Annotated in this window: 18 protein-coding genes; 10 read left to right on the top strand and 8 right to left on the bottom strand. The window is 62.8% G+C overall.

Going from position 1 to position 19,911, the window contains the following annotated elements; genetic code table 11:
• The 4 genes from LB559_RS11875 to LB559_RS11860 form a co-directional block, all read right to left on the bottom strand.
• Complete coding sequence (locus tag LB559_RS11875; RefSeq protein ID WP_224621035.1) at positions 1–948, bottom strand: cytochrome c; 948 nt, start codon at positions 946–948, stop codon at positions 1–3.
• 9 nt (positions 949–957) lie between these two features.
• Positions 958–1,398, bottom strand: a complete 441-nt coding sequence (locus LB559_RS11870) for a c-type cytochrome (RefSeq protein WP_027162990.1) — start codon at positions 1,396–1,398, stop codon at positions 958–960.
• 156 nt (positions 1,399–1,554) lie between these two features.
• Positions 1,555–2,154, bottom strand: a complete 600-nt coding sequence (locus LB559_RS11865) for a superoxide dismutase (protein WP_013532667.1) — start codon at positions 2,152–2,154, stop codon at positions 1,555–1,557.
• 106 nt (positions 2,155–2,260) lie between these two features.
• Positions 2,261–3,139 (bottom strand): branched-chain amino acid aminotransferase, encoded by an 879-nt coding sequence (locus LB559_RS11860; protein ID WP_024505546.1) that lies wholly within the window; start codon positions 3,137–3,139, stop codon positions 2,261–2,263.
• A gap of 157 nt (positions 3,140–3,296) precedes the next feature.
• Between LB559_RS11860 and LB559_RS11855 the strand changes: the two genes are divergently transcribed.
• Complete coding sequence (locus tag LB559_RS11855) at positions 3,297–3,959, top strand: haloacid dehalogenase type II (protein ID WP_024505547.1); 663 nt, start codon at positions 3,297–3,299, stop codon at positions 3,957–3,959.
• A gap of 170 nt (positions 3,960–4,129) precedes the next feature.
• Positions 4,130–4,954, top strand: a complete 825-nt coding sequence (locus tag LB559_RS11850; RefSeq protein ID WP_013532670.1) for a L,D-transpeptidase — start codon at positions 4,130–4,132, stop codon at positions 4,952–4,954.
• Between the two features lie 32 nt (positions 4,955–4,986).
• Here LB559_RS11850 and LB559_RS11845 read toward each other — a convergent pair whose 3' ends face one another.
• The gene (locus LB559_RS11845; protein ID WP_013532671.1) at positions 4,987–6,534 is read right to left on the bottom strand and encodes a helicase HerA-like C-terminal domain-containing protein; all 1,548 of its coding nucleotides are present in this window, start codon (positions 6,532–6,534) and stop codon (positions 4,987–4,989) included.
• A 348-nt stretch (positions 6,535–6,882) separates the two neighbouring features.
• On the opposite strand from LB559_RS11845, the gene LB559_RS11840 reads away from it, so the two are divergent.
• From LB559_RS11840 to LB559_RS11830, 3 genes are read left to right on the top strand one after another with little or no spacing between them, the layout of a single operon-like run.
• The gene (locus LB559_RS11840; protein WP_013532672.1) at positions 6,883–8,325 is read left to right on the top strand and encodes a methylmalonyl-CoA mutase subunit beta; all 1,443 of its coding nucleotides are present in this window, start codon (positions 6,883–6,885) and stop codon (positions 8,323–8,325) included.
• Positions 8,322–10,445, top strand: coding sequence for a methylmalonyl-CoA mutase (gene scpA / locus LB559_RS11835; protein ID WP_224674117.1), 2,124 nt, complete (start codon positions 8,322–8,324; stop codon positions 10,443–10,445). Before LB559_RS11840 ends, scpA begins: the two co-directional genes overlap by 4 nt.
• Positions 10,446–10,505: 60 nt before the next feature.
• A complete protein-coding gene (locus LB559_RS11830) occupies positions 10,506–10,730 on the top strand; it encodes an AbrB/MazE/SpoVT family DNA-binding domain-containing protein (protein WP_224674116.1) in 225 nt (74 codons plus the stop codon).
• A 32-nt stretch (positions 10,731–10,762) separates the two neighbouring features.
• Here the strand turns inward: LB559_RS11830 and greA are convergent, their stop codons facing one another.
• On the bottom strand, positions 10,763–11,236 hold the full coding sequence (gene greA, locus LB559_RS11825; protein ID WP_224621039.1) for a transcription elongation factor GreA: 474 nt from the start codon (positions 11,234–11,236) through the stop codon (positions 10,763–10,765).
• Positions 11,237–11,357: 121 nt separating this feature from the next.
• On the opposite strand from greA, the gene LB559_RS11820 reads away from it, so the two are divergent.
• Positions 11,358–12,734 carry a TIGR03808 family TAT-translocated repetitive protein gene (locus LB559_RS11820; RefSeq protein ID WP_027162992.1) on the top strand — a complete coding sequence of 459 codons (1,377 nt, stop codon included), beginning with the start codon at positions 11,358–11,360 and terminating at the stop codon, positions 12,732–12,734.
• Here the strand turns inward: LB559_RS11820 and LB559_RS11815 are convergent.
• Complete coding sequence (locus LB559_RS11815) at positions 12,727–13,731, bottom strand: asparaginase (protein WP_027162993.1); 1,005 nt, start codon at positions 13,729–13,731, stop codon at positions 12,727–12,729. The two genes, LB559_RS11820 and LB559_RS11815, sit on opposite strands and share 8 nt — an antisense overlap.
• Before the next feature lie 25 nt (positions 13,732–13,756).
• Positions 13,757–14,923 (bottom strand): acetyl-CoA acetyltransferase, encoded by a 1,167-nt coding sequence (locus LB559_RS11810; RefSeq protein WP_027162994.1) that lies wholly within the window; start codon positions 14,921–14,923, stop codon positions 13,757–13,759.
• Between the two features lie 203 nt (positions 14,924–15,126).
• Between LB559_RS11810 and betI the strand changes: the two genes are divergently transcribed.
• The 4 genes from betI to betA are packed head-to-tail and all read left to right on the top strand — an operon-like array spanning position 15,127 to position 19,889.
• The gene (betI, locus tag LB559_RS11805) at positions 15,127–15,717 is read left to right on the top strand and encodes a choline-responsive transcriptional repressor BetI (RefSeq protein WP_013532678.1); all 591 of its coding nucleotides are present in this window, start codon (positions 15,127–15,129) and stop codon (positions 15,715–15,717) included.
• Positions 15,718–15,719: 2 nt separating this feature from the next.
• Positions 15,720–17,243: a choline-sulfatase gene (gene betC / locus LB559_RS11800; RefSeq protein WP_263499030.1), complete on the top strand. Its 1,524-nt coding sequence runs from the start codon at positions 15,720–15,722 to the stop codon at positions 17,241–17,243.
• Positions 17,243–18,244, top strand: coding sequence for a threonine/serine dehydratase (locus tag LB559_RS11795; RefSeq protein ID WP_224674114.1), 1,002 nt, complete (start codon positions 17,243–17,245; stop codon positions 18,242–18,244). The genes betC and LB559_RS11795 overlap by 1 nt, the downstream gene beginning before the upstream one ends.
• A complete protein-coding gene (gene betA / locus LB559_RS11790) occupies positions 18,237–19,889 on the top strand; it encodes a choline dehydrogenase (RefSeq protein WP_013532681.1) in 1,653 nt (550 codons plus the stop codon). The genes LB559_RS11795 and betA overlap by 8 nt, the downstream gene beginning before the upstream one ends.
• Positions 19,890–19,911: the final 22 nt, after the last annotated feature.

Below are 19,911 nucleotides of genomic sequence, written 5' to 3'. Positions count from 1 at the left end.
CTAGTTCGCCCTCTTGCGGGCCGGATAGCCGTTTGGATGCGCGGGTATCGCCTTGAGATAGGCGGCGATGGCAGCACGGTCCTGCGGCGCCAGCTCGGCCATGTTTCGCTGCACGTCGACCATGGCGCCGCCGACGGAATCAAAATCGGGCGTGAAGCCGGTTTCGAGGTAGTTGACGATGTCGGCTTCCGACCAATCGCCTATACCGCCCTCGCCCGATGTGATGTTCGGCACGACGCCGCTGCCTTCGGCAGCCACCGCACCGGCCAGCCACACGTTCTTTTTCGTACCACCTGCGAGGTCGCGCGGCGTGTGGCATTCGCCGCAATGGCCCGGCCCCTCGACCAGATAGCGGCCGGCCATGACCGGATCGGGCGTGCCAGCGGGAAATGGAACGACCGGCTGGTCGCTAAGATAGAGCAATTTCCACAGGCCGATGCCGCGACGAATGTTGAAGGGAAAACCGAGCGAATTTGCAGGCGCCTTGCCGGCGACGGCCGGCAGCGTCTTGAGGAAGGCATAGAGATCGCCAATATCGGCCGGATTCATGCGCGCGTAGGACGCATAGGGAAACGCCGGATAGAAGTGTCGGCCCGAAGGCGACACGCCCTTCAGCATGGCATTGGCGAGGTCCTCGACCGACCATGCGCCGATGCCGTCCTTGGCGTCTTGCGAAATGTTGGGCGGCACGAAGGTTCCGAACGGCGTCTTGAGCTCGAGACCGCCCACGAGTTGAAGCCGCGCATCGCCCTGTGAGCCCGGCTTTGCATGGCAGGATGTACAACCGCCGGCATAAAAAATGCGCTTGCCCCTGGCTGCGTCGCCAGGACCGAGCTTGGCCAGGGTCTCCCTGTCGAGCCTCACCGGCGCCGACCCGACCCACCCGGCAACCGCGCCGACGCCGCCGAGGATGACGATGGCGCCGACGAGTTTCTTTAGCCAGGACATCGCCCGCTATCAGCCTTTTTTCACCCGGTAGGTCTGGTGGCAGGTGCCGCAATCGGAGCCGATGGCGCCGAATTGCGCCTTCAACGCATCAACGTCGGCAGGAGCGGCAGCGGCCGCGGCCTTGACGTCGGCGACATATTTGGCGTTGGTGGCCTTGAAGCCGGCCATGTCTTCCCAGATCTTCGGCGACGCAGTGGTATCGCCGCCCGTGTCGCTGCCCGCCGGAAACAGCGCGTCTACGTCGACTTTCTCGGCATTCGCATGCAGCGCCTGCAGCGCCGTCAGCACCGCGGCGGCATCAAACGGCTCCTCGCCCTTGACCACTTTCGACAGGCCGCCGACGATCTTTCCACGTTCCTTCATCAGTGCCTGCCGGTCGAGGATCGGGTCGGCAAAGGCCGCCGAAGCCGCGAGTGCGAGCACAGAGATGGCGATAACAAGCTTTCTCATTCAATTGGCTCCATGATGAAGGCATTTCGGGACAGGACGTCAACGGATGCTACAGAGGGAAAATTCCCTTCCCCCTGATGATTTTTGCCGGACCTTTGCTCTTGCGGGACGCAGAAAAGAAAAGCCCCGGGTGATACCGGGGCTTCTGGAAATCGATCACTTCGCCTTTTCGTACAATTCCAGGACATGGTCCCAGTTGATCAGGCTGTCGACGAACGCCTCGAGATATTTCGGCCGGGCGTTGCGGTAGTCGATGTAGTAGGAGTGCTCCCAGACATCGACGCCGAGGATCGGCGACGCGCCATGGACGAGCGGGTTTTCGCCGTTCGGTGTCTTGGAGATCGCCAGCTTGCCATCCTTGACCGAGACCCAGGCCCAGCCGGAGCCGAACTGTGTCGTGCCAGCGGCAATGAAGTCGGCCTTGAACTTGTCGTAGCCGCCGAGATCGCTATCGACTGCCTTCTGCAAGGCGCCCGGCAGCTTGTTGCCGCCGCCGCCTTTCTTCATCCACTTCCAGAAATGGATGTGGTTGTAATGCTGGGCGGCATTGTTGAAGAGGCCGGCATTCTTGCCGAACGACTGCTTGACCACCTCTTCGACCGACAGATCGCCCAAGCCGGCCTCGGCGGCGAGTTTGTTGCCGTTATCGACATACGCCTTGTGGTGCTTGTCGTGGTGATATTCCAGCGTCTCTTTCGACATGTAAGGCTGCAAGGCCTCATAGTCGTAAGGCAGAGCGGGCAATTCAAAGGCCATGGATAGTACTCCCTCGTGGAAAAATCCGGTGTCGATACCGGAGTAAGATAGGTCTGGAACGGGTTGGGACAACTCCGGATGAAGCGTCGATCGCCTTTTTATCCGCTCAAACAGCAGAAGTCGAATGCGCCCAATCCCAATAGAGTTCGCGCGCTTTTTTGGCCACCGGCCCGGGTTGCAGATTGCGATCCTCGATGCGCGTGATCGGCACCACCTTGGAATGGTTCCCGGTCGAAAAAATTTCGTCTGCTTCGAGGAAATCGCGCACCGACAGCGTCTTTTCCGTGGTCCTGAAGCCATATTCGCCGAGCAGCGCTATCGTGCGCGAGCGGGTGATGCCGGATAGGAAGGTGCCGTTCGGCGCAGGCGTAAAGACGTGGCCATCCTTGACCAGGAAGATGTTCGAGGTTCCGGTCTCGGCGACGTTGCCCAGCATATCGAGCACCATTGCGTTGTCGAAGCCGCGCATCTTGGCTTCAAGAATGGCCCTACCGTTGTTGGGGTAAAGGCAGCCGGCCTTGGCGTTGGTCGGCATGGTTTCAATGGTCGGACGCCGGAACGGCGACACGGTCACCGAAAAGCCAGTCGCCGGAATCATCGGTGATTCATAGAGGCAAAGGCAAAAGCGCGTCGAGGCGGGATCGGCCGGCACGCCCATATAGCCGCCATGCTCGGCCCAGTACATCGGCCTGATATAGACCGCCGTCTTGCCGTCGAACTTCTTCAACCCATCCCATGTCAGCCCGACGATCTTGTCGGCGCTCATGTTCGGCTTCAGGCCGAGCGCAATCGCCGAGGAATTCACCCTGGCTGCGTGGAAGTCGAGATCCGGCGCCACGCCTTCGAACCAGCGGCCGCCGTCAAAAACGCTGGTGCCGAGCCACATGGCGTGGCTGCGCGGCCCCAGAATGGCGACGTTGCCTTCGTGCCAATCACCATCGACGAAAGTCCATGTCGTGGATTGCGCCGCAGCCGCCAGTGTCATCATCTCGTCCCGTCTCAATCGGTCTCGTGTGACAGCCATTGGAAGATGCTTTGGCGGGCGCCGTCAACCGGCATCATGGAGTTTTGTTGAGGCCAGTGCCGGGGCGCAATGCAATCAAAGCTTGCACCTTGTCGCGCCTGCCCTCAAAACTGCTGTCATGCAATACGCCGCCTATGTCTTCGACGCCTATGGCACGCTGTTCGACGTGCATGCCGCCGTACGCCGTCATGCCGACCGGATCGGGCCGGACGGCCAATTGCTGTCCGAGATCTGGCGCGCCAAACAGCTCGAATATTCCTGGGTGCGCACGCTGATGGGCGCCTATGCCGATTTCTGGCAACTGACCGAACAGGCGCTCGATTTCGCCTTGCGCAAGGTTCCCTCGGCCGACCCCGGTCTCAAGGCGATATTGCTGGATGCCTATTGGCGGCTCGATTGCTATCCGGAAGTGCCGGCCGTGCTCAAGGCGCTCAAGGCTTCGGGAGCGAGGCTGGCGATCCTGTCCAACGGCTCGCCCGAAATGCTGCAGGCGGCGGTCAAATCCGCCGCGCTCGACCAGGTTCTGGACGATATCTATTCCGTCGATACGGTGCGGCGCTTCAAGACCGATCCCGCGGTCTACGACATGGTCGCCACCGGCTGGCGCCTCTACCCCGGCGCGGTTTCCTTCCAGTCGTCCAATCGCTGGGACATTGCAGGCGCCACCAAATTCGGCTTTCGCACGGTGTGGATCAACCGCTCCAACCAGCCCGAAGAATACCGGGACTTCCCACCGGCCCTGATCCTGCCGTCGCTCGAAGCCCTTGTGCCCGGCAGCTAAGAGACCTGTGTCTCTGGCGCCACAGTAGCAGCCTGGTCACAGCTTCGCCTTTCTTTGCCCACGTTCGGGCCAGAATCGGAACCGCCTATCGCCCCAGGTGTTGTCAGGCACCCGCGTAACTGTCGGCGAATTCACGCTTTGTTGCGATTTGAGACTTAAAGAAGGCAACCATGTCCATAACCGAAATCGAATCTTTTCGCCTGAGCCGTCGCGGCTTTCTCAATGCCGCAGCCCTGGGCGCCGCTTCGATCGCGGTTTCCGCATGCGCCACCACCGGGCCGGGTCCGGTCGAGCCGCCGCCACCAACCTATGTCGAGCCGCCTCTGGCGGACTATGTGACGATGTATGCAGCAGTCAGCGACGGCGGCTTCGATTTGCCGGCCATCCCAGTCGACAAGATCGATCCGCAATTCCTGCGTCAGATCGTTCCCGACCCGACGGGACAGAAGCCGGGAACCATAGTCGTCGATACGACCGGCCACTTCCTTTATCTGGTTCGTCCAGGCGGTCAGGCGATACGCTACGGTGTCGGCCTTGGCCGCGCCGGCTTCGAATGGTCCGGCGACGCCGTCGTTCAGTGGAAGCAGAAATGGCCAAAATGGACGCCGCCGGACGAAATGATAGCCCGCCAGCCGGAACTGAAACCCTACAGCGCCGACAATGGCGGCATGCCCGGCGGCCTGAAGAACCCGCTCGGTGCACGCGCGCTCTATCTGTTCCAGGGCAATGTCGACACGCTCTACCGTCTGCACGGCTCGCCGGAGTGGCGCTCGATCGGCAAGTCGGTGTCGTCAGGCTGCGTGCGTCTGATGAACCAGGACATTATCGACCTCTATGATCGCGTGCCCTCGAAGACGCCGGTCATCGTGACCAGCGACGCCAGCCAACCCATGGTGGCGACGGCCAACCGACAGGCGATCCCGATCGATGCCGGCGTGCCGGACGGTTCGGTGCTGCTTGGACCGGTCAAGGCGATCACGAATTCGATTTTCTGAGCTGACTAGGCAGCGGCGCCCGCTGCCTCCAGTCACCGCCCGCGCGACAAGCTCCCCAGAATGCCGCGCACGATTGCCCGACCGACCGAGGAGCCGACCGAGCGCACCACCGACTTGATCGCCGCCTCTGCGACCGTCTGGCGGTTGGACGGGCGCGGTGCAGATGTGCGCCTGCCACCGGATTGCGGCGCGGGATCGTCATTGCCGAAGCCCGGAATGGTCCAGCGCGAGCCGCCGCTGCCGGCCTGCTGGGCCTGCTCTTCGGCATCCTGCGCGTCCTTGGCCTTTTTCTGCAGCATTTCGAAAGCCGATTCGCGATCGACGGCCTGATCGTACTGGCCGGCGACCGGGCTTTCCTGGATCAGCTTTTGCCGCTCAGCGGCCGTTATGGGCCCAAGCCGCGAGGATGGCGGGCGGATCAGTGTCCGCTGCACCATGGACGGAACACCCTTGGCTTCCAACGTCGAGACCAGCGCCTCGCCAGTGGCAAGCTGTGTAATGGCGGTCATGCAGTCGAAATCGGGATTTGGCCGGAACGTTTCGGCCGCCGTCCGGACTGCCTGCTGCTCGCGCGGTGTATAGGCGCGCAGCGCGTGCTGGACGCGATTGCCGAGCTGGGCCAGGACTTTTTCAGGGATATCCAAAGGGTTCTGGGTGACGAAATAGACGCCGACGCCTTTCGAGCGGATCAGTCGGACGACCTGTTCGACGCGATCGATGAGCACCTTGGGTGCTTCGTCGAACAGAAGATGGGCCTCGTCGAAGAAGAACACCAGCTTCGGCTTGTCGGGGTCGCCGACTTCCGGCAGCACCTCGAACAGCTCCGACATCAGCCATAGCAGGAAGGTCGCGTAGAGCCGCGGATTCATCATCAGCTTGTCGGCGGCAAGCACGCTGATGGCGCCGCGTCCGTCGCGGGTGGTGCGCATGATATCGGCGATACGCAGTGCCGGTTCGCCGAAGAAGTTTGCGGCCCCCTGCTGTTCGAGGACCAGCAGCGTGCGCTGAATAGCCCCGACCGATGGCTTCGTCACGTTGCCATAGCGTGAGCCGATCTCGTCGGCGCGCTCGGCGATGTTGGCGAGCAGCGCCTGCAGGTCCTTCATGTCGAGCAGCAGCAGACCTTCCTCATCCGCCAGGCGGAAGGCGATGTTCATGATGCCTTCCTGCGCCTCGGTCAGGTTCATCAGGCGTGACAGCAACAACGGCCCCATTTCCGAGACCGTGGCGCGGATCGGATGACCCTGCTCGCCGAACAAGTCCCAGAAGATAACGGGAAATTCCTGGAAGTCATACGGATCGAGCTTGACCTGTTCGGCCCGCTTGACGAGGAAATCCTGTGCCGTGCCCATCATCGCGATGCCCGACAGATCACCCTTGATGTCCGCGCAGAACACCGGCACGCCGGCGTTGGAAAATCCTTCGGCCAGGATCTGCAAGGTGACGGTCTTGCCGGTGCCGGTGGCGCCGGTCACCAGGCCGTGACGATTCCCATATCGCAGCAACAACTGCTCGGCACGCTGATAGCTGTCGTCGGGCTTTCGGCTGGCGCCGATGAAAATACTGGTCTCGTCAGCCATATGTCCGGTCTCCGCAAACTGATGTGTCTAAAGCCAGTGGCCTTGCCGCAGGTATAGTGAGGCCATTGCACAGCGACAATGCCATTCGTCCAAATCGGGGCCATTCGTCCAAATCGGGGCCATTCGTCCAAATCCGGGCCATTCGCCCAAATCGGCCCCATTCGTTCAGATCGGGTTTTTGGAGCTTGCGGATTTTGCCGCTGTTTGGCAATCGTCGTCCACGCGGACTGACCTATATCTGATGGATCGAATCCGGTCTCTGAAAGCGCATTGCATTGCGATATCGGACCGGGGACCGTAGACTGAACCGCTCCCGGCTGGTGCGGCCGCATGAAACGAGGAGGACGGATGGGCGCCGGAGCCTTGATCCAGGATGTGGAACCCGAGAACGCCGAGCGTCAGCGATGGCTCGCCTTGGCGGAAAAGGCATTGGCAGGCGCTTCCTTCGAGGAAAAGCTGGTCTCGCACAGCGATGACAACATCCGTATCGAACCGCTCTACGACCGCAGCACCGCGGCGGAACCGATCGTGCGTACAAACCCGAAATCGCCATGGATCGTCAGCCAGCGCATCGACGATCCGGACATCGACCGTGCCAGAAGCCAAGCGCTGGAGGATGTTGCACAGGGTGCCACGGGATTGTCGCTGGTCTTCGAAGGGGCACCCAACGCGTTCGGCTACGGCTTGCCGAGAACGGCGGAGGCGCTGGAGGCAGTGCTGGACGGCATACCGCTCAACCGCATCCAGGTTCGCATCGACGCCCATCCCTGGAGCCGCGCCGTGGCCGACTGGTTGGTCGCGTTCCTGAGCAAGCGGCGATCGGACCCGGCAAAGCTCAACCTCTCCTTCGGCATCGATCCAGCGGCGATCTTCGCGGGAACCGGTCGGCTGCGCATGTCGATCGAGGCGCTGCAGGCCTCTATGCCACAGTCGCTGGCGCACTTCTTCGCGATGGGCGTTCCGGGCGTGCTGCTGGAAGCTGACGGGCGCGTGTTCCACAATGCCGGCGCCACGGAAGCGCAGGAACTTGGCATCATGCTGGCTTCGGCTGTCTCCTATCTCAGAATGTTCGAGACGGCGCGGCAGCCGCTTGTCTATGCCGCACCCCATATCGGTTTTGCGCTCAGCGTCGACCAGGACCAGTTGCTGTCGACGGCCAAGATGCGAGCACTGCGCAGGCTATGGGCGCGGGTGCAGGAGGCTTGTTCGATCCCGACATCCACCGCCAATATCCATGCCGAGACGTCGTTTCGCATGATGACGGCGATGGATCCGGAGACCAACATCCTGCGCACCACCATTGCATGCTTTGCCGCGGCGTGCGGCGGCGCCGATTCGATCTCCATCCTGCCGCACACGATCGCGCATGGTCTGCCGGCGGGTTTTGCCCGTCGTGTTGCCCGCAACACGCAGCTGATCATGGCCAATGAAAGCCATATCGATCATGTCACCGATCCCGCCTATGGTTCCGGCGCCGTCGAGGCGTTGACCGCGGAGTTGTGCGAGTTGGCGTGGACGGAATTGCAGACGATCGAAGCCGAGGGCGGTGTCCTGTCCAGCCTTCAGGACGGACGCATCCAGAAGCGCGTCCACGCAGCTGCGGAGCAGCGCAATGCAGCCTACCGCACAGGCCAACGGGCCATCATCGGCACCACGCTCTATCCATCGAAAGACGAACGTCCGGTCGAGACGCTGGCGGCGGAACGGCGGCCGGCCTTCACCGAAGGCGTTGCCGTCTGCGAGGCGCTGTTTCCAGTCCGCATCGACCAATCGATCGGAGCGGGCTCTTGATCCCGGACTTCGGCCAAATCGGCTGGGTCCCGCCACGCCGCGCTCCCGTCGAGGTCAAAGGCCAGCGGACCACGCCGGAAGGGCTCGTCGCCAAGCATCTGTACAATCAAAGCGACCTCAAGGGGTTGCCACATCTCGACACCTATCCCGGCCTGCCGCCCTTCGTGCGCGGCCCCTACCCGACCATGTATGTCCAGCAGCCCTGGACCATCCGGCAATATGCCGGCTTCTCGACGGCCGAAGAATCCAACGCATTTTACCGACGCAACCTTGCCGCCGGTCAAAAGGGCCTGTCGGTCGCCTTCGATCTCGCCACGCATCGCGGCTATGACAGCGATCATCCGCGCGTTGCCGGCGATGTCGGCATGGCTGGCGTCGCCATCGATTCCATTCTCGACATGCGGCAGCTCTTCGACGGCATTCCGCTCGGCGAGATGACGGTATCGATGACGATGAACGGCGCGGTGCTGCCGATCATGGCGCTCTACATTGTAGCGGCGGAAGAACAGGGCGTTGCGCAGAAAGATCTCGCCGGCACCATTCAGAACGACATTCTAAAGGAGTTCATGGTCCGCAACACCTACATCTATCCGCCAAAGCCCTCGATGCGGATCGTGTCGGACATCTTCTCGTACACATCGAAGAACATGCCGAAGTTCAATTCGATATCGATCTCCGGCTATCACATGCAGGAGGCCGGCGCGACGGCCGACCTTGAACTCGCCTATACGATCGCCGATGGCATCGAGTATGCCCGCGCCGGCGTCGCGGCCGGCCTCGACATCGACCGCTTCGCGCCGCGCCTGTCCTTCTTCTGGGCCATCGGCATGAATTTCTTCATGGAAGTCGCCAAGCTGCGGGCCGCGCGCCTGTTGTGGGCGACCCTGATGCAGAAGAATTTTTCGCCCAAGGACGAGCGCTCGTTGTCGCTGCGCACCCATTGCCAGACTTCTGGCTGGTCGCTGACGGCGCAGGATCCCTACAACAACATTGTCCGCACCATGATCGAGGCAATGGCTGCAACGCAGGGCCACACCCAATCGCTGCACACCAATTCCTTCGACGAGGCGATGGCGCTGCCGACCGACCATTCGGCGCGGATCGCCCGCAACACCCAGCTCATCCTGCAAAAGGAATCCGGCACCACGCGCATCATCGACCCGTGGGGCGGTTCGGCCTATCTTGAACGGCTGACGCATGATCTGGCGGCGCGCGCGCTTGCCCATATCGAGGAGGTCGAGGCGCTCGGCGGCATGGCGGCGGCGACCGAACAGGGCATTCCCAAGCTGCGCATCGAGGAAGCTGCCGCGCGCACGCAGGCGCGGATCGATTCCGGCGAGCAGATGCTGGTCGGCGTCAACGCCCATCTGCCCGAGACAGACATCGAGGTCGACGTGCTGAAGATCGACAATGCCGAGGTCAGGGCCCGGCAATTGTCGAAGCTGCAACGGCTGAAGGGCACGCGCGACGTCGCCGCCGTCGAAAGCGCACTCGATGCGCTGACCCGTGCCGCGCAAGGCAATGAAAACCTGCTGGAATTCGCCATCCGAGCCGCGCGCGCCAATGCAACGGTCGGCGAGATTTCATTCGCGTTGGAAAGGGCGTTTGGGCGCCACGTCGCTACGGTGCAGACCATTTCCGGCATCTATCGCAAGGCGCTTGGCGATCATCCCGTGGTCGACGGGCTGCAGGACAAGCTTGACGCCTTCGAGAAGAAGACCGGCGGCAAGCCGCGCATTCTCGTCGCCAAGATGGGCCAGGACGGCCACGACCGTGGCCAGAAGGTCATCGCTACGGCCTTCGCCGATCTCGGCTTCGACGTCACCGTCGGCGCGATGTTCCAGACACCGGATGAGATCGCCAGGCTGGCGGTCGCACAGGACGTCCACATCGTCGGCGCCTCGTCGCTGGCGGCGGGACATCTGACGCTGATCCCCGAACTGCGCGACGCGCTTAAAAAGCTCGGCCGCGGCGACATGCTGATCGTCGCCGGCGGCGTCATCCCACCGCAGGACTATGACGCGGTGCGGCAAGCCGGCGCTGCGGAAATCTTCCCGCCGGGCACAGTCATTCCAGAGGCAGCGGATCGCCTGCTGGACCGCCTGCTGGCCACGGACTAGGACTGCTGCATCTCTGAAAAGGTTGTGCTAGACTGACACTGCAACCAAGGCGCGGTAACCGTGAAGACGACCATCCACAAGCTCGACGACGGATCAGATGCCCTGATCTTGCCACGGGAAATGCTGGACAGCTTGAATCTGCAATCGGGCGATCAGCTCCAGATCATCGAAACTGATCACGGCATCATTTTAAGACCGGTGGCCGACAGGTTCGAACGGCAGATAAAGGCCGCGCGCGAGGTCATGGACAAATATCGGGTCGGGCTTCAGAAACTCGCCAAATGACCCGCCAATCAGTGCGGCGGATTTGAGACGTCCTAGCTCTCGGAGAGCTTGACGATTTCCCATTCCTTGCCGTTGACGCTGGCCACGTCGCCGATCTTCTTGCCGAACAGGGCGACAGCCATTGGCGAAACATGCGAAATGCTGCCCTTGGTGGGATCAGCCTCGTCCTCGCCGACGATCTTCCAATGCACCTTCTTGCCGTCATCGCTCTCGATCGTGACGCCCATGCCGAAGCGCACAACGTCACTGCCCGGCTCCGGCACCGAGAGTTCGGCGCTTTCGCGCCGGGCGGTCCAGTAACGCAGATCGCGCGACACGACCGCTATGCGCTCGCGGTCGGCTTTGCGTTCGGCCTTCGCCAGTATGTCGCGCAGATCGGCCAGATTTTCCTCGATCTGCGCCAGGCCGCGTTCCGTCACCAGATTGCGATGCTGGCTGACCGGCCGCTCACCGACACCGGCGATGGCATTTTCGCTGTCTTCCTCGCGGGTGAAAGCTCTGCTCATTTCCTGAACTTAGGCCCGCAGAGGCTGCTCGACAAGCCATTGTCGTTTCCGTCCAGAGGAGAGGCAAACCGTCTGGCACGATTCCTGCGACGCCAAGGTTGAACGCTGGGATTCTGTGCCGATGTTGAACAGACGAACGCTGCTGACTGGAACCGCCGGCTTTGCCGTCATGGGCCTTGCGCTCGGCAAGGCGGTAGCCGCAAGCTTGAGCGGCATCGAGAAAGCCTCGATGCGCGGCTCGATCAATGCCACCGAACTCGGCGTGCAGCCCGGCACATCAGACGATCAGAGCAAGGCCTTCGCCAAACTGCTGCGTGACGCAAACAGCCGCGACATGCCGGTGTTCCTGCCGCCCGGCACCTATGTCGTCTCCAATCTTTCGCTGCCCGGCCGCGTACGTCTTTCCGGCGTGCCGGGCGCGACGCGCATCGTTTACGGCGGTGACGGCCACCTGTTCATGGCCGAACAGGCCGACCATATCGAACTGAGCGGACTGGTCTTCGATGGTGCGAACCGCGCGATGGGCGATTACCCGCAAGGGCTGCTCGATCTGCGCCGTGTCGCGCACCTCGCCATCGACAATTGCCAGATCACCGGCAGCGGCAAGAACGGGCTGGCGCTGGAACACGCGATCGGCCGGATCGAGCGCTGTGAGATATCGGGCGCCGCCGATGCCGGCATCTATTCGGTCGAAGCCGGCGGGCTGGCCATCACGGGCAACACCGTTTCCGACTGCGCCAATGGCGGCATCCTCGTACACCGCTGGCAGTTGGCCGAAGACGGCACCATGGTCACCGGCAACCGCGTCCAAGGGATCCAGGCACGCAGCGGCGGAACCGGGCAGAACGGCAACGGCATCAATGCCTTTCGCGCCGGCAATGTCGTCATCTCGGGCAACATCGTCTCGGACTGCGCCTTCTCGGCCATCCGCGCCAACAGCGCCAGCAACCTGCAGATATCGGGCAACACCTGCTCGCGCTCTGGCGAAACGGCGATCTATTCCGAGTTCTCGTTCGAAGGCGCCATCATCAGCAACAACATCGTCGACGGCGCCGCCAACGGCATCTCGATCGTCAATTTCAACGAAGGCGGCCGCATGGGCGTCTGTTCCGGCAACATCGTGCGCAATCTGTCGACCAGCGGCCCCTACCCCGCCGACTCGCCGGGATTTGGCGTCGGCATCGGCGTTGAGGCCGACACCACCGTTTCTAACAATGTCATCGAGAACGCGCCACTCTATGGCATGCAGATCGGCTGGGGCCCGTACCTGCGCAATGTCGTCGCCACCGGCAACATCATCCGCAAGGCAGGAACCGGGATCGTCGTATCCGTGGTCGAGGGCGCCGGTACGGCCGTCATTTCAGACAATGTCATCGACGGCGCGCTGAACGGTGCGGTTGTCGGCCAGCGCTGGGCGGAGCCCGCGACAGGCGATCTCGCCTCGTCAAACGGTAGCGGTTACGCGCATCTGACCGTCGAGCGCAATCACGTCACTTGAGAGTTGCCGTCGGCCTCAGCGCTCCGACTTTGGCACCGTTGCGATTTTCGATGGGCGTGTTTGCCAATTCGAGCAGCTTCGCCGCCAAGGCCTCGTCGGCACGCAACAGTTTGGCAAGGACGGCGGCAACCATGGCTTCGCCGGCGCGGCCGGCGCCATCATCGCATTTGAGTGCGATGCCGAGGCCAAGTTCCGGAATTGCGGCACAATGGACGCCTTCGGCGCCGCCCTTCGTGAAAATCCGTCCTGGTGCGGCCTCCATCAACGCGACGTCTTCGCGGCCGCTACCGGAAACGAAGAAGGGTTCGGCCATGCAGGCGGAAAGCAGCCGCTTTGCAGCCTTGGCTCGCTCTGGGCCAAAACCTGATGTCGTGGCCATGCGGGCAAAGCCGAGCGCGAAGCTCCTGAGCGGCACCGCGTAGGTCGGGATCGAACAGCCGTCGATGGCACGCTGGTCCTCACCATGGACAGCGCCCGTCACCGACTGCATGGCGTCGCGCACCATGTCCTGCAGGCCGTGTCCCGGCTTGACATAGCCGCGATGCGCAATGCCGGCGTGGACGCAGGTGCAGAGGAAGCCGGAATGTTTGCCGGAACAATTGTTGTGCAAGGCGTTCGGCGAGCCGCCGGCGCGGGCGAGCGCAATCTCGGCGTCATGATTGGACGGCCAATGCGTGCCGCATTCGAGCCCTGATCCGTCCAGCCCAGCCTTGGCCAGCATGGATCGCGCAAGGTCGACATGTGCCGGCTCGCCCGAGTGGGAGGCGCAGGCGAGCGCCAGTTCGCGGTTGCCGAAACCATAGGCATCCGCCGCCCCGCTTTCGACCAATGGCAAGGCCTGGATCGCCTTGACCGCCGAGCGCGGAAACACCGGCTTGGCCGTATCGCCGATCTCCCACACGGGCTTGCCGTCGCCATCGAAGACCGCGACTGAGCCGCGATGCGCGCTCTCGACGATCGCGCCGCGCAAGACTTCGATCAAAACCGGATTTGTCATGTCACCTCCCGCAAATGCGGGCGGTTTATCTGATCCGGTCGAGAATGGAAACGTAGTTGGCGACCGCCGCACCGCCCATATTGAAGATGCCGCCCAGTTTTGCGCCCGGCACCTGGATGCCGCCGGCCTCACCGACAAGCTGCATGGCGGTCAAGACATGCATGGACACGCCAGTGGCGCCGATCGGATGGCCTTTGGCCTTCAGCCCGCCGGATGGATTGACCGGCAGGCGACCATCCTTGGCCGTTGTGCCGTCCAACGCCAGCTTCGCCCCCTCTCCCGGCTTGGCAAGGCCCATCGCCTCGTACTCGATCAGTTCGGCAATGGTGAAGCAGTCATGCGTTTCGACGAAGGACAGATCGTCGAGCGTCACGCCGGCCGATTTCAGCGCCCGGTTCCAGGCCTGCTCGCAGCCTTCGAAGGTCAGAATGTCGCGCTTCGACATCGGCAGGAAATCCTGCACATGTTCGTTGGCGCGGAAGGCAACGGCACGGCGCATCTTCAGCGCCGTGGCGGTGTCGGCAAGGATAAGGGCGGCGGCGCCGTCGGAGACCAGCGAGCAGTCGGTGCGCTTCAGAGGACCGGCAACGAAGGGGTTCTTCTCGCTCTCCTGGCGGCAGAACTCGTAGCCGAAATCCTTGCGCATCTGCGCATAGGGATTGTCGACGCCGTTCTTGTGGTTCTTGGCGGCAATCATGGCCAGCGCATCCGACTGATCGCCATAACGCTGGAAATAGGCCTGCGCGATCTTGCCGAAGACGCCGGCGAAACCCGCGGGTGTCTCGCCGTCCTCGGGCAGATAGGACGCCTTGAGCAGGTTTTTGCCGATCTCCGGCCCCGGCGTCGTCGTCATCTGCTCCGCGCCGACCACCAGCACGATGCGAGCGGCATTCGCGTCGATGGCGCGGATGCCCTGGCGGACCGCCGCCGATCCGGTGGCGCAAGCGTTCTCGACACGCGTCGCCGGCTTGAAGCGCAGCCGGTCGTCGGCCTGAAGCACCAGACTGGCGGTGAAATCCTGCGCCGAAAAACCGGCGTTGAAGTGGCCGAGCACGATCTCGTCGACCTCGTCGGGACCGATGCCGGCATGGTCGAGCGCGTCCGTTGCCACCTTGACGATGAGGTTTTCGAGCGTTTCGCCCTCAAGCTTGCCGAAGCGCGAATGCGCCCATCCGACGATGCATGCGGTCATGGCGGTCTCCATCCTTGGCGCCGGCCTGGCATGTCGGCTCACGGCGCATTTCGCATCTATTGTTCAAAGATAAACAATCATGCCGGTTTCGTGAAGGGCTGGAGGCGTACAATCGCTTGGTACAGCCGAGATCGGGGCCGATTTTTTTGTTGATTGACGCGTCAATAAAAAATAATCCTGTTTTCTCAAAGGATCATGGCGAGATGCCGAAAATCGGAATGGAACCGCTGCGCCGCAAGGCGCTGATCGACGCGACGATCTCGGCGATCGGCGAGCGCGGTTCGCTCGACGTGACCATGTCCGAGATCGCCGGACGCGCCGGCGTGTCGTCCGCCCTTGCCCATCATTATTTTGGTGCCAAGGACGAGCTGCTCTTGGCGACGATGCGGCACATACTGGCGGAGCTTACAGCCGATACGTTGCGCGCCCTTGGCTCGGCCAATAGCGCGCGCGAAAGGGTCTCGGCGGTGGTCGCTGTCAATTTCTCCGACATCCAGTTCCAGCCGGAAACCATCGCCGCCTGGCTCGCCTTCTATGTCGAGGCGCAGAAATCATCGGCCTTGCGCCGGCTGCTCAAGGTCTACGCGCGGCGGCTGCACTCGAACCTGATGAGCGGGCTGACCGGGATCTTGCCCAGAGCCGAAGCCGACCGCGCCGCCGAAGCGACCGCGGCGATGATCGACGGACTCTACATCAGGCGGGCGCTGAAAGACGGCGTGCCCGATGCCGCGACCGCGATCGCACTGGTCGAGGACTATCTCGAAACCAAACTTGGCGAGCGGCGCAAACAGTGACAATGAAGCCAACCAATTTCCTGATCGTCATGGTCGACCAGCTCAACGGAACCCTGTTTCCGGACGGACCGGCGGAGTTTCTGCATACACCGCATCTGAAAGCGTTGGCCGCGCGTTCGGCGCGCTTTGCCAACAACTACACGGCCTCGCCGCTCTGCGCGCCGGGCCGTGCCTCGTTCATGAGCGGGCAATTGCCGTCGCGCACCGGCGTCTATGATAATGCCGCCGAATTCGCCTCATCGATCCCGACCTTTGCCCATCATTTGCGCGCCGCCGGCTACTACACCTGCCTGTCGGGCAAGATGCATTTCGTTGGGCCGGACCAGTTGCATGGTTTCGAGGAGCGGCTGACGACCGACATTTATCCAGCCGATTTCGGCTGGACGCCGGATTACCGCAAGCCCGGCGAGCGTATCGACTGGTGGTATCACAATCTGGGCTCGGTGACCGGTGCAGGCGTCGCCGAGATCACCAACCAGATGGAGTATGACGACGAGGTCGTGTTCCTGGCCACGCAGAAGCTCTATCAGCTTTCGCGCGAACAGGACGATGCGAACCATCGGCCTTGGTGCCTCACTGTCTCGCTGTCGCATCCGCACGATCCCTATGTCGCGCGCAAGCAATATTGGGATCTCTATGAGCATTGCCAGGCGCTGGACCCGGAAACCGGGTTCATCGCGTATGATCAGCAGGATACGCATTCCCGGCGGCTGTACCACGCCAGCGACTATCCCTCTTTCGAGATCACACCGGAGCAGGTGCGTCGTTCGCGGCAGGGCTATTTCGCCAACATCTCCTATGTCGACGACAAGCTGGGCGAGATCCTGGACGTTCTCGAGCGTACACGCATGGCGGACGACACAATCATCCTGTTCTGCTCGGATCACGGCGACATGCTCGGCGAGCGCGGCCTGTGGTTCAAGATGAGCTTCTTCGAGGGTTCGGCGCGGGTGCCGCTGATGATTGCCGGCAAGGGCGTTCGCGCCGGGCTGATCGAGACGCCGGTCTCCAATCTCGACGTGGCGCCGACGCTTTGCGATCTCGCCGGCATCGACATCGCTGCGATCGCGCCGTGGACCGACGGCCAGTCGCTGCTGCCGCTCACCGAGGGCATCGAGCGCACCGCGCCGGTGTTGATGGAGTATGCGGCCGAAGGGTCCAATGCGCCTTTGGTGGCGATCCGCGACGGCAGATACAAATTCGTCCATTGCGAACTCGATCCGCCGCAACTGTTCGATCTCGAAGCCGATCCGCTCGAACGGGACAATCTGGCCGACGACGCGGCCAATGCGGGCTTGGTGGCGGCATTCATGGACAAGGTCCAGACACGCTGGGACATGGCCGGCTTCGACGCCGCTGTCCGCGAAAGCCAGGCGCGCCGCTGGGTCGTCTATCCGGCGCTGCGCAACGGCGCCTATTACCCCTGGGATTTCCAGCCCCTGCAAAAGGCGTCCGAGCGCTACATGCGCAATCACATGAACCTCGACAATCTCGAAGAGAGCAAACGGTATCCGCGAGGCGAATGATGTCAGACCTTCTCGTCCCCTCCCTTGACCATCTCAAGCAGGCCTATGCCGTCACCTCCAGGGCGACGCAGATCACGCCGCTGCTGGAATCGACGGCACTAGCCCGCGAGACCGGCGCCGCCCGCGTCTTCATCAAGCCGGAATCGCTGCAATGGGCCGGCTCATTCAAGGTGCGCGGCGCCTATTGGCGCCTGAAGCAGCTTTCAGTTGACGAAGCGAAGAAGGGCGTCGTCGCCTACTCCTCCGGCAATTTCGCGCAAGGGCTGGCGGCTGCCGGCCAGGCGCTTGGCATTCCCGTCACCATCGTCATGCCGATCGACGCACCGGCCGCCAAGCGTGATGCCGCGGCGGGCTATGGCGCCCGCGTCGTGCTGACCGACCATGGCGAGCGCGCGCGGGAGGAAGTCGCCGCCGCCAAGGCGCGCGAGATCGCCGAGACAGAGGGCCTGGCGCTGCTGCATCCATTCGACGATCCGGAGATCGTCGCCGGCCAGGCGGGCGCCGGTCTCGAAGCGCTTGACCAACTCGAAGCCAAAGGTGCCAGCGCCGACCTCTTGTTCTGCTCGGTCGGTGGCGGCGGGTTGATCGGCGGCGTTTCGCTTGCCTTCCATTATCTGTCGCCAGCGACAGAGATCATCGGCGTCGAGCCGGAAGGTTTCAATGGCATGGGCTCGTCGCTGGCGCATGGCGCTATCGAGACGATGCCGATCGGGCCGAAATCGATCTGCGACGGTTTGATGTCGCGACGGCCGGGCGATGCTCCGTTTGCCGCGGTCAAGACGGCGGGTGTTCACGGCATCACCGTCGACGACCAATCGGTGCGGCGCGCGATGCGGATCGCCTTCGAGCGCATGAAGCTGGTGCTCGAACCGTCGGGGGCGGCGTCGATCGCGGCATTGCTCGGCGGCAAGGTGGATGTGAAGGACAAGACCGTCCTTGTTGTGGCTACCGGCGGCAATGTCTCGCTCGCCGATTTCATGGCGCATATGAACCATGCTTGAAGCGGATTTCGTCATCATCGGCTCCGGCTCGGCCGGCTCGGCCATGGCCTATCGCCTGTCGGAAGACGGCAAGCATTCGGTCATCGTCATCGAATTCGGCGGCAGCGATATCGGGCCGCTGATCCAGATGCCGTCGGCGCTGTCGATCCCGCTCAACATGAGCCTGTACGACTGGGGCTTTGCCAGCGAGCCGGAGCCGCATCTCGGCGGCCGTGTGCTGGCGACACCGCGCGGCAAGGTTATCGGCGGCTCGTCCTCGATCAACGGCATGGTCTATGTGCGCGGCCACGCCCGCGACTTCGACCATTGGGCCGAAGAGGGTGCGGCCGGCTGGGGCTTCGCCGACGTGCTCCCCTATTTCAAGCGCATGGAGGATTCGGATGGCGGCGAGGATGGCTGGCGCGGGCACGGCGGGCCGCTGCATGTGCAGCGCGGCTCGCGTAAAAATCCGCTCTATGGCGCCTTCGTCGAGGCTGGCCGCCAGGCCGGGTTCGAACTGACGGAGGACTATAACGGTTCCAAGCAGGAAGGTTTTGGGCCGATGGAGCAGACCATCAGCGGCGGCCGCCGATGGTCGGCGGCATCAGCCTATCTGAAGCCGGCGCTGAAGCGCAAAAACGTCAGTCTGGTCAAGGGCTTTGCGCGGCGGGTGATCATCGAGAATCAGCGCGCCATCGGCGTCGAGATCGAAGCTCACAAACAGATTCAGGTCGTTAAGGCGCGACGTGAGGTAATCGTCGCCGCATCGTCGATCAATTCGCCCAAGATCCTGATGCTGTCCGGCATCGGTCCGGCCGAGCATCTGCGCGAAAACGGCATTCCGGTGGTGGCCGACAGGCCCGGCGTCGGCCGCAACCTGCAGGACCATATGGAGCTCTACATCCAGCAGGAATCATTGCTGCCGATCACGCTCAATTCGGTGCTGAATCCGTTCTCGAAAGCGCTCATCGGGGCGCAGTGGCTGTTCCTCAAGAACGGGCTAGGCGCCACCAACCATTTCGAAGCGGCGGCCTTCGTGCGATCGCGTGCCGGCGTCGACTACCCCGACATCCAGTACCATTTCATCCCCGCGGCAGTCCGCTATGACGGCAAGGCGGCGGCCAAGTCGCACGGCTTCCAGGCGCATGTCGGACCGATGCGCTCGAAGTCGCGGGGGTCGGTGACGCTGCGCTCGCCGGACCCGAAATCGAAACCGATGATCCACTTCAACTACATGTCGCATCCAGACGACTGGGCGGAGTTCCGCCACTGCATCCGGCTGACCCGCGAGATCTTCGGCCAGTCGGCGTTCGATCCCTATCGAGGCAAGGAGATATCGCCGGGCAGCCACGTGCAGTCGGACGACGATCTCGACATCTTCATCCGGGATCACGCGGAGAGCGCCTACCATCCTTGCGGCACCTGCAAGATGGGCCGCGCCGACGACGTGATGAGCGTCGTCGATCCGGAGTGCCGGGTCATCGGCGTCGAAGGATTGCGGGTCGCCGATTCCTCGATCTTCCCGCGCGTCACCAACGGCAATCTCAATGCGCCGTCGATCATGACCGGCGAGAAGGCATCCGATCACATCCTTGGCCGCACGCCGCTGGCGCCGTCCAACCAGGAACCATGGATCAATCCGCGCTGGCAGGCGTCGGACAGATAGAGCATGATCGTGTGACTGCACG

The sequence above is a fragment of the Mesorhizobium sp. BR1-1-3 genome, from assembly GCF_020165455.1.
Taxonomy (GTDB): Bacteria; Pseudomonadota; Alphaproteobacteria; order Rhizobiales; family Rhizobiaceae; genus Mesorhizobium; species Mesorhizobium ciceri.
This window is presented reverse-complemented; position numbering and strand designations above follow the sequence as displayed.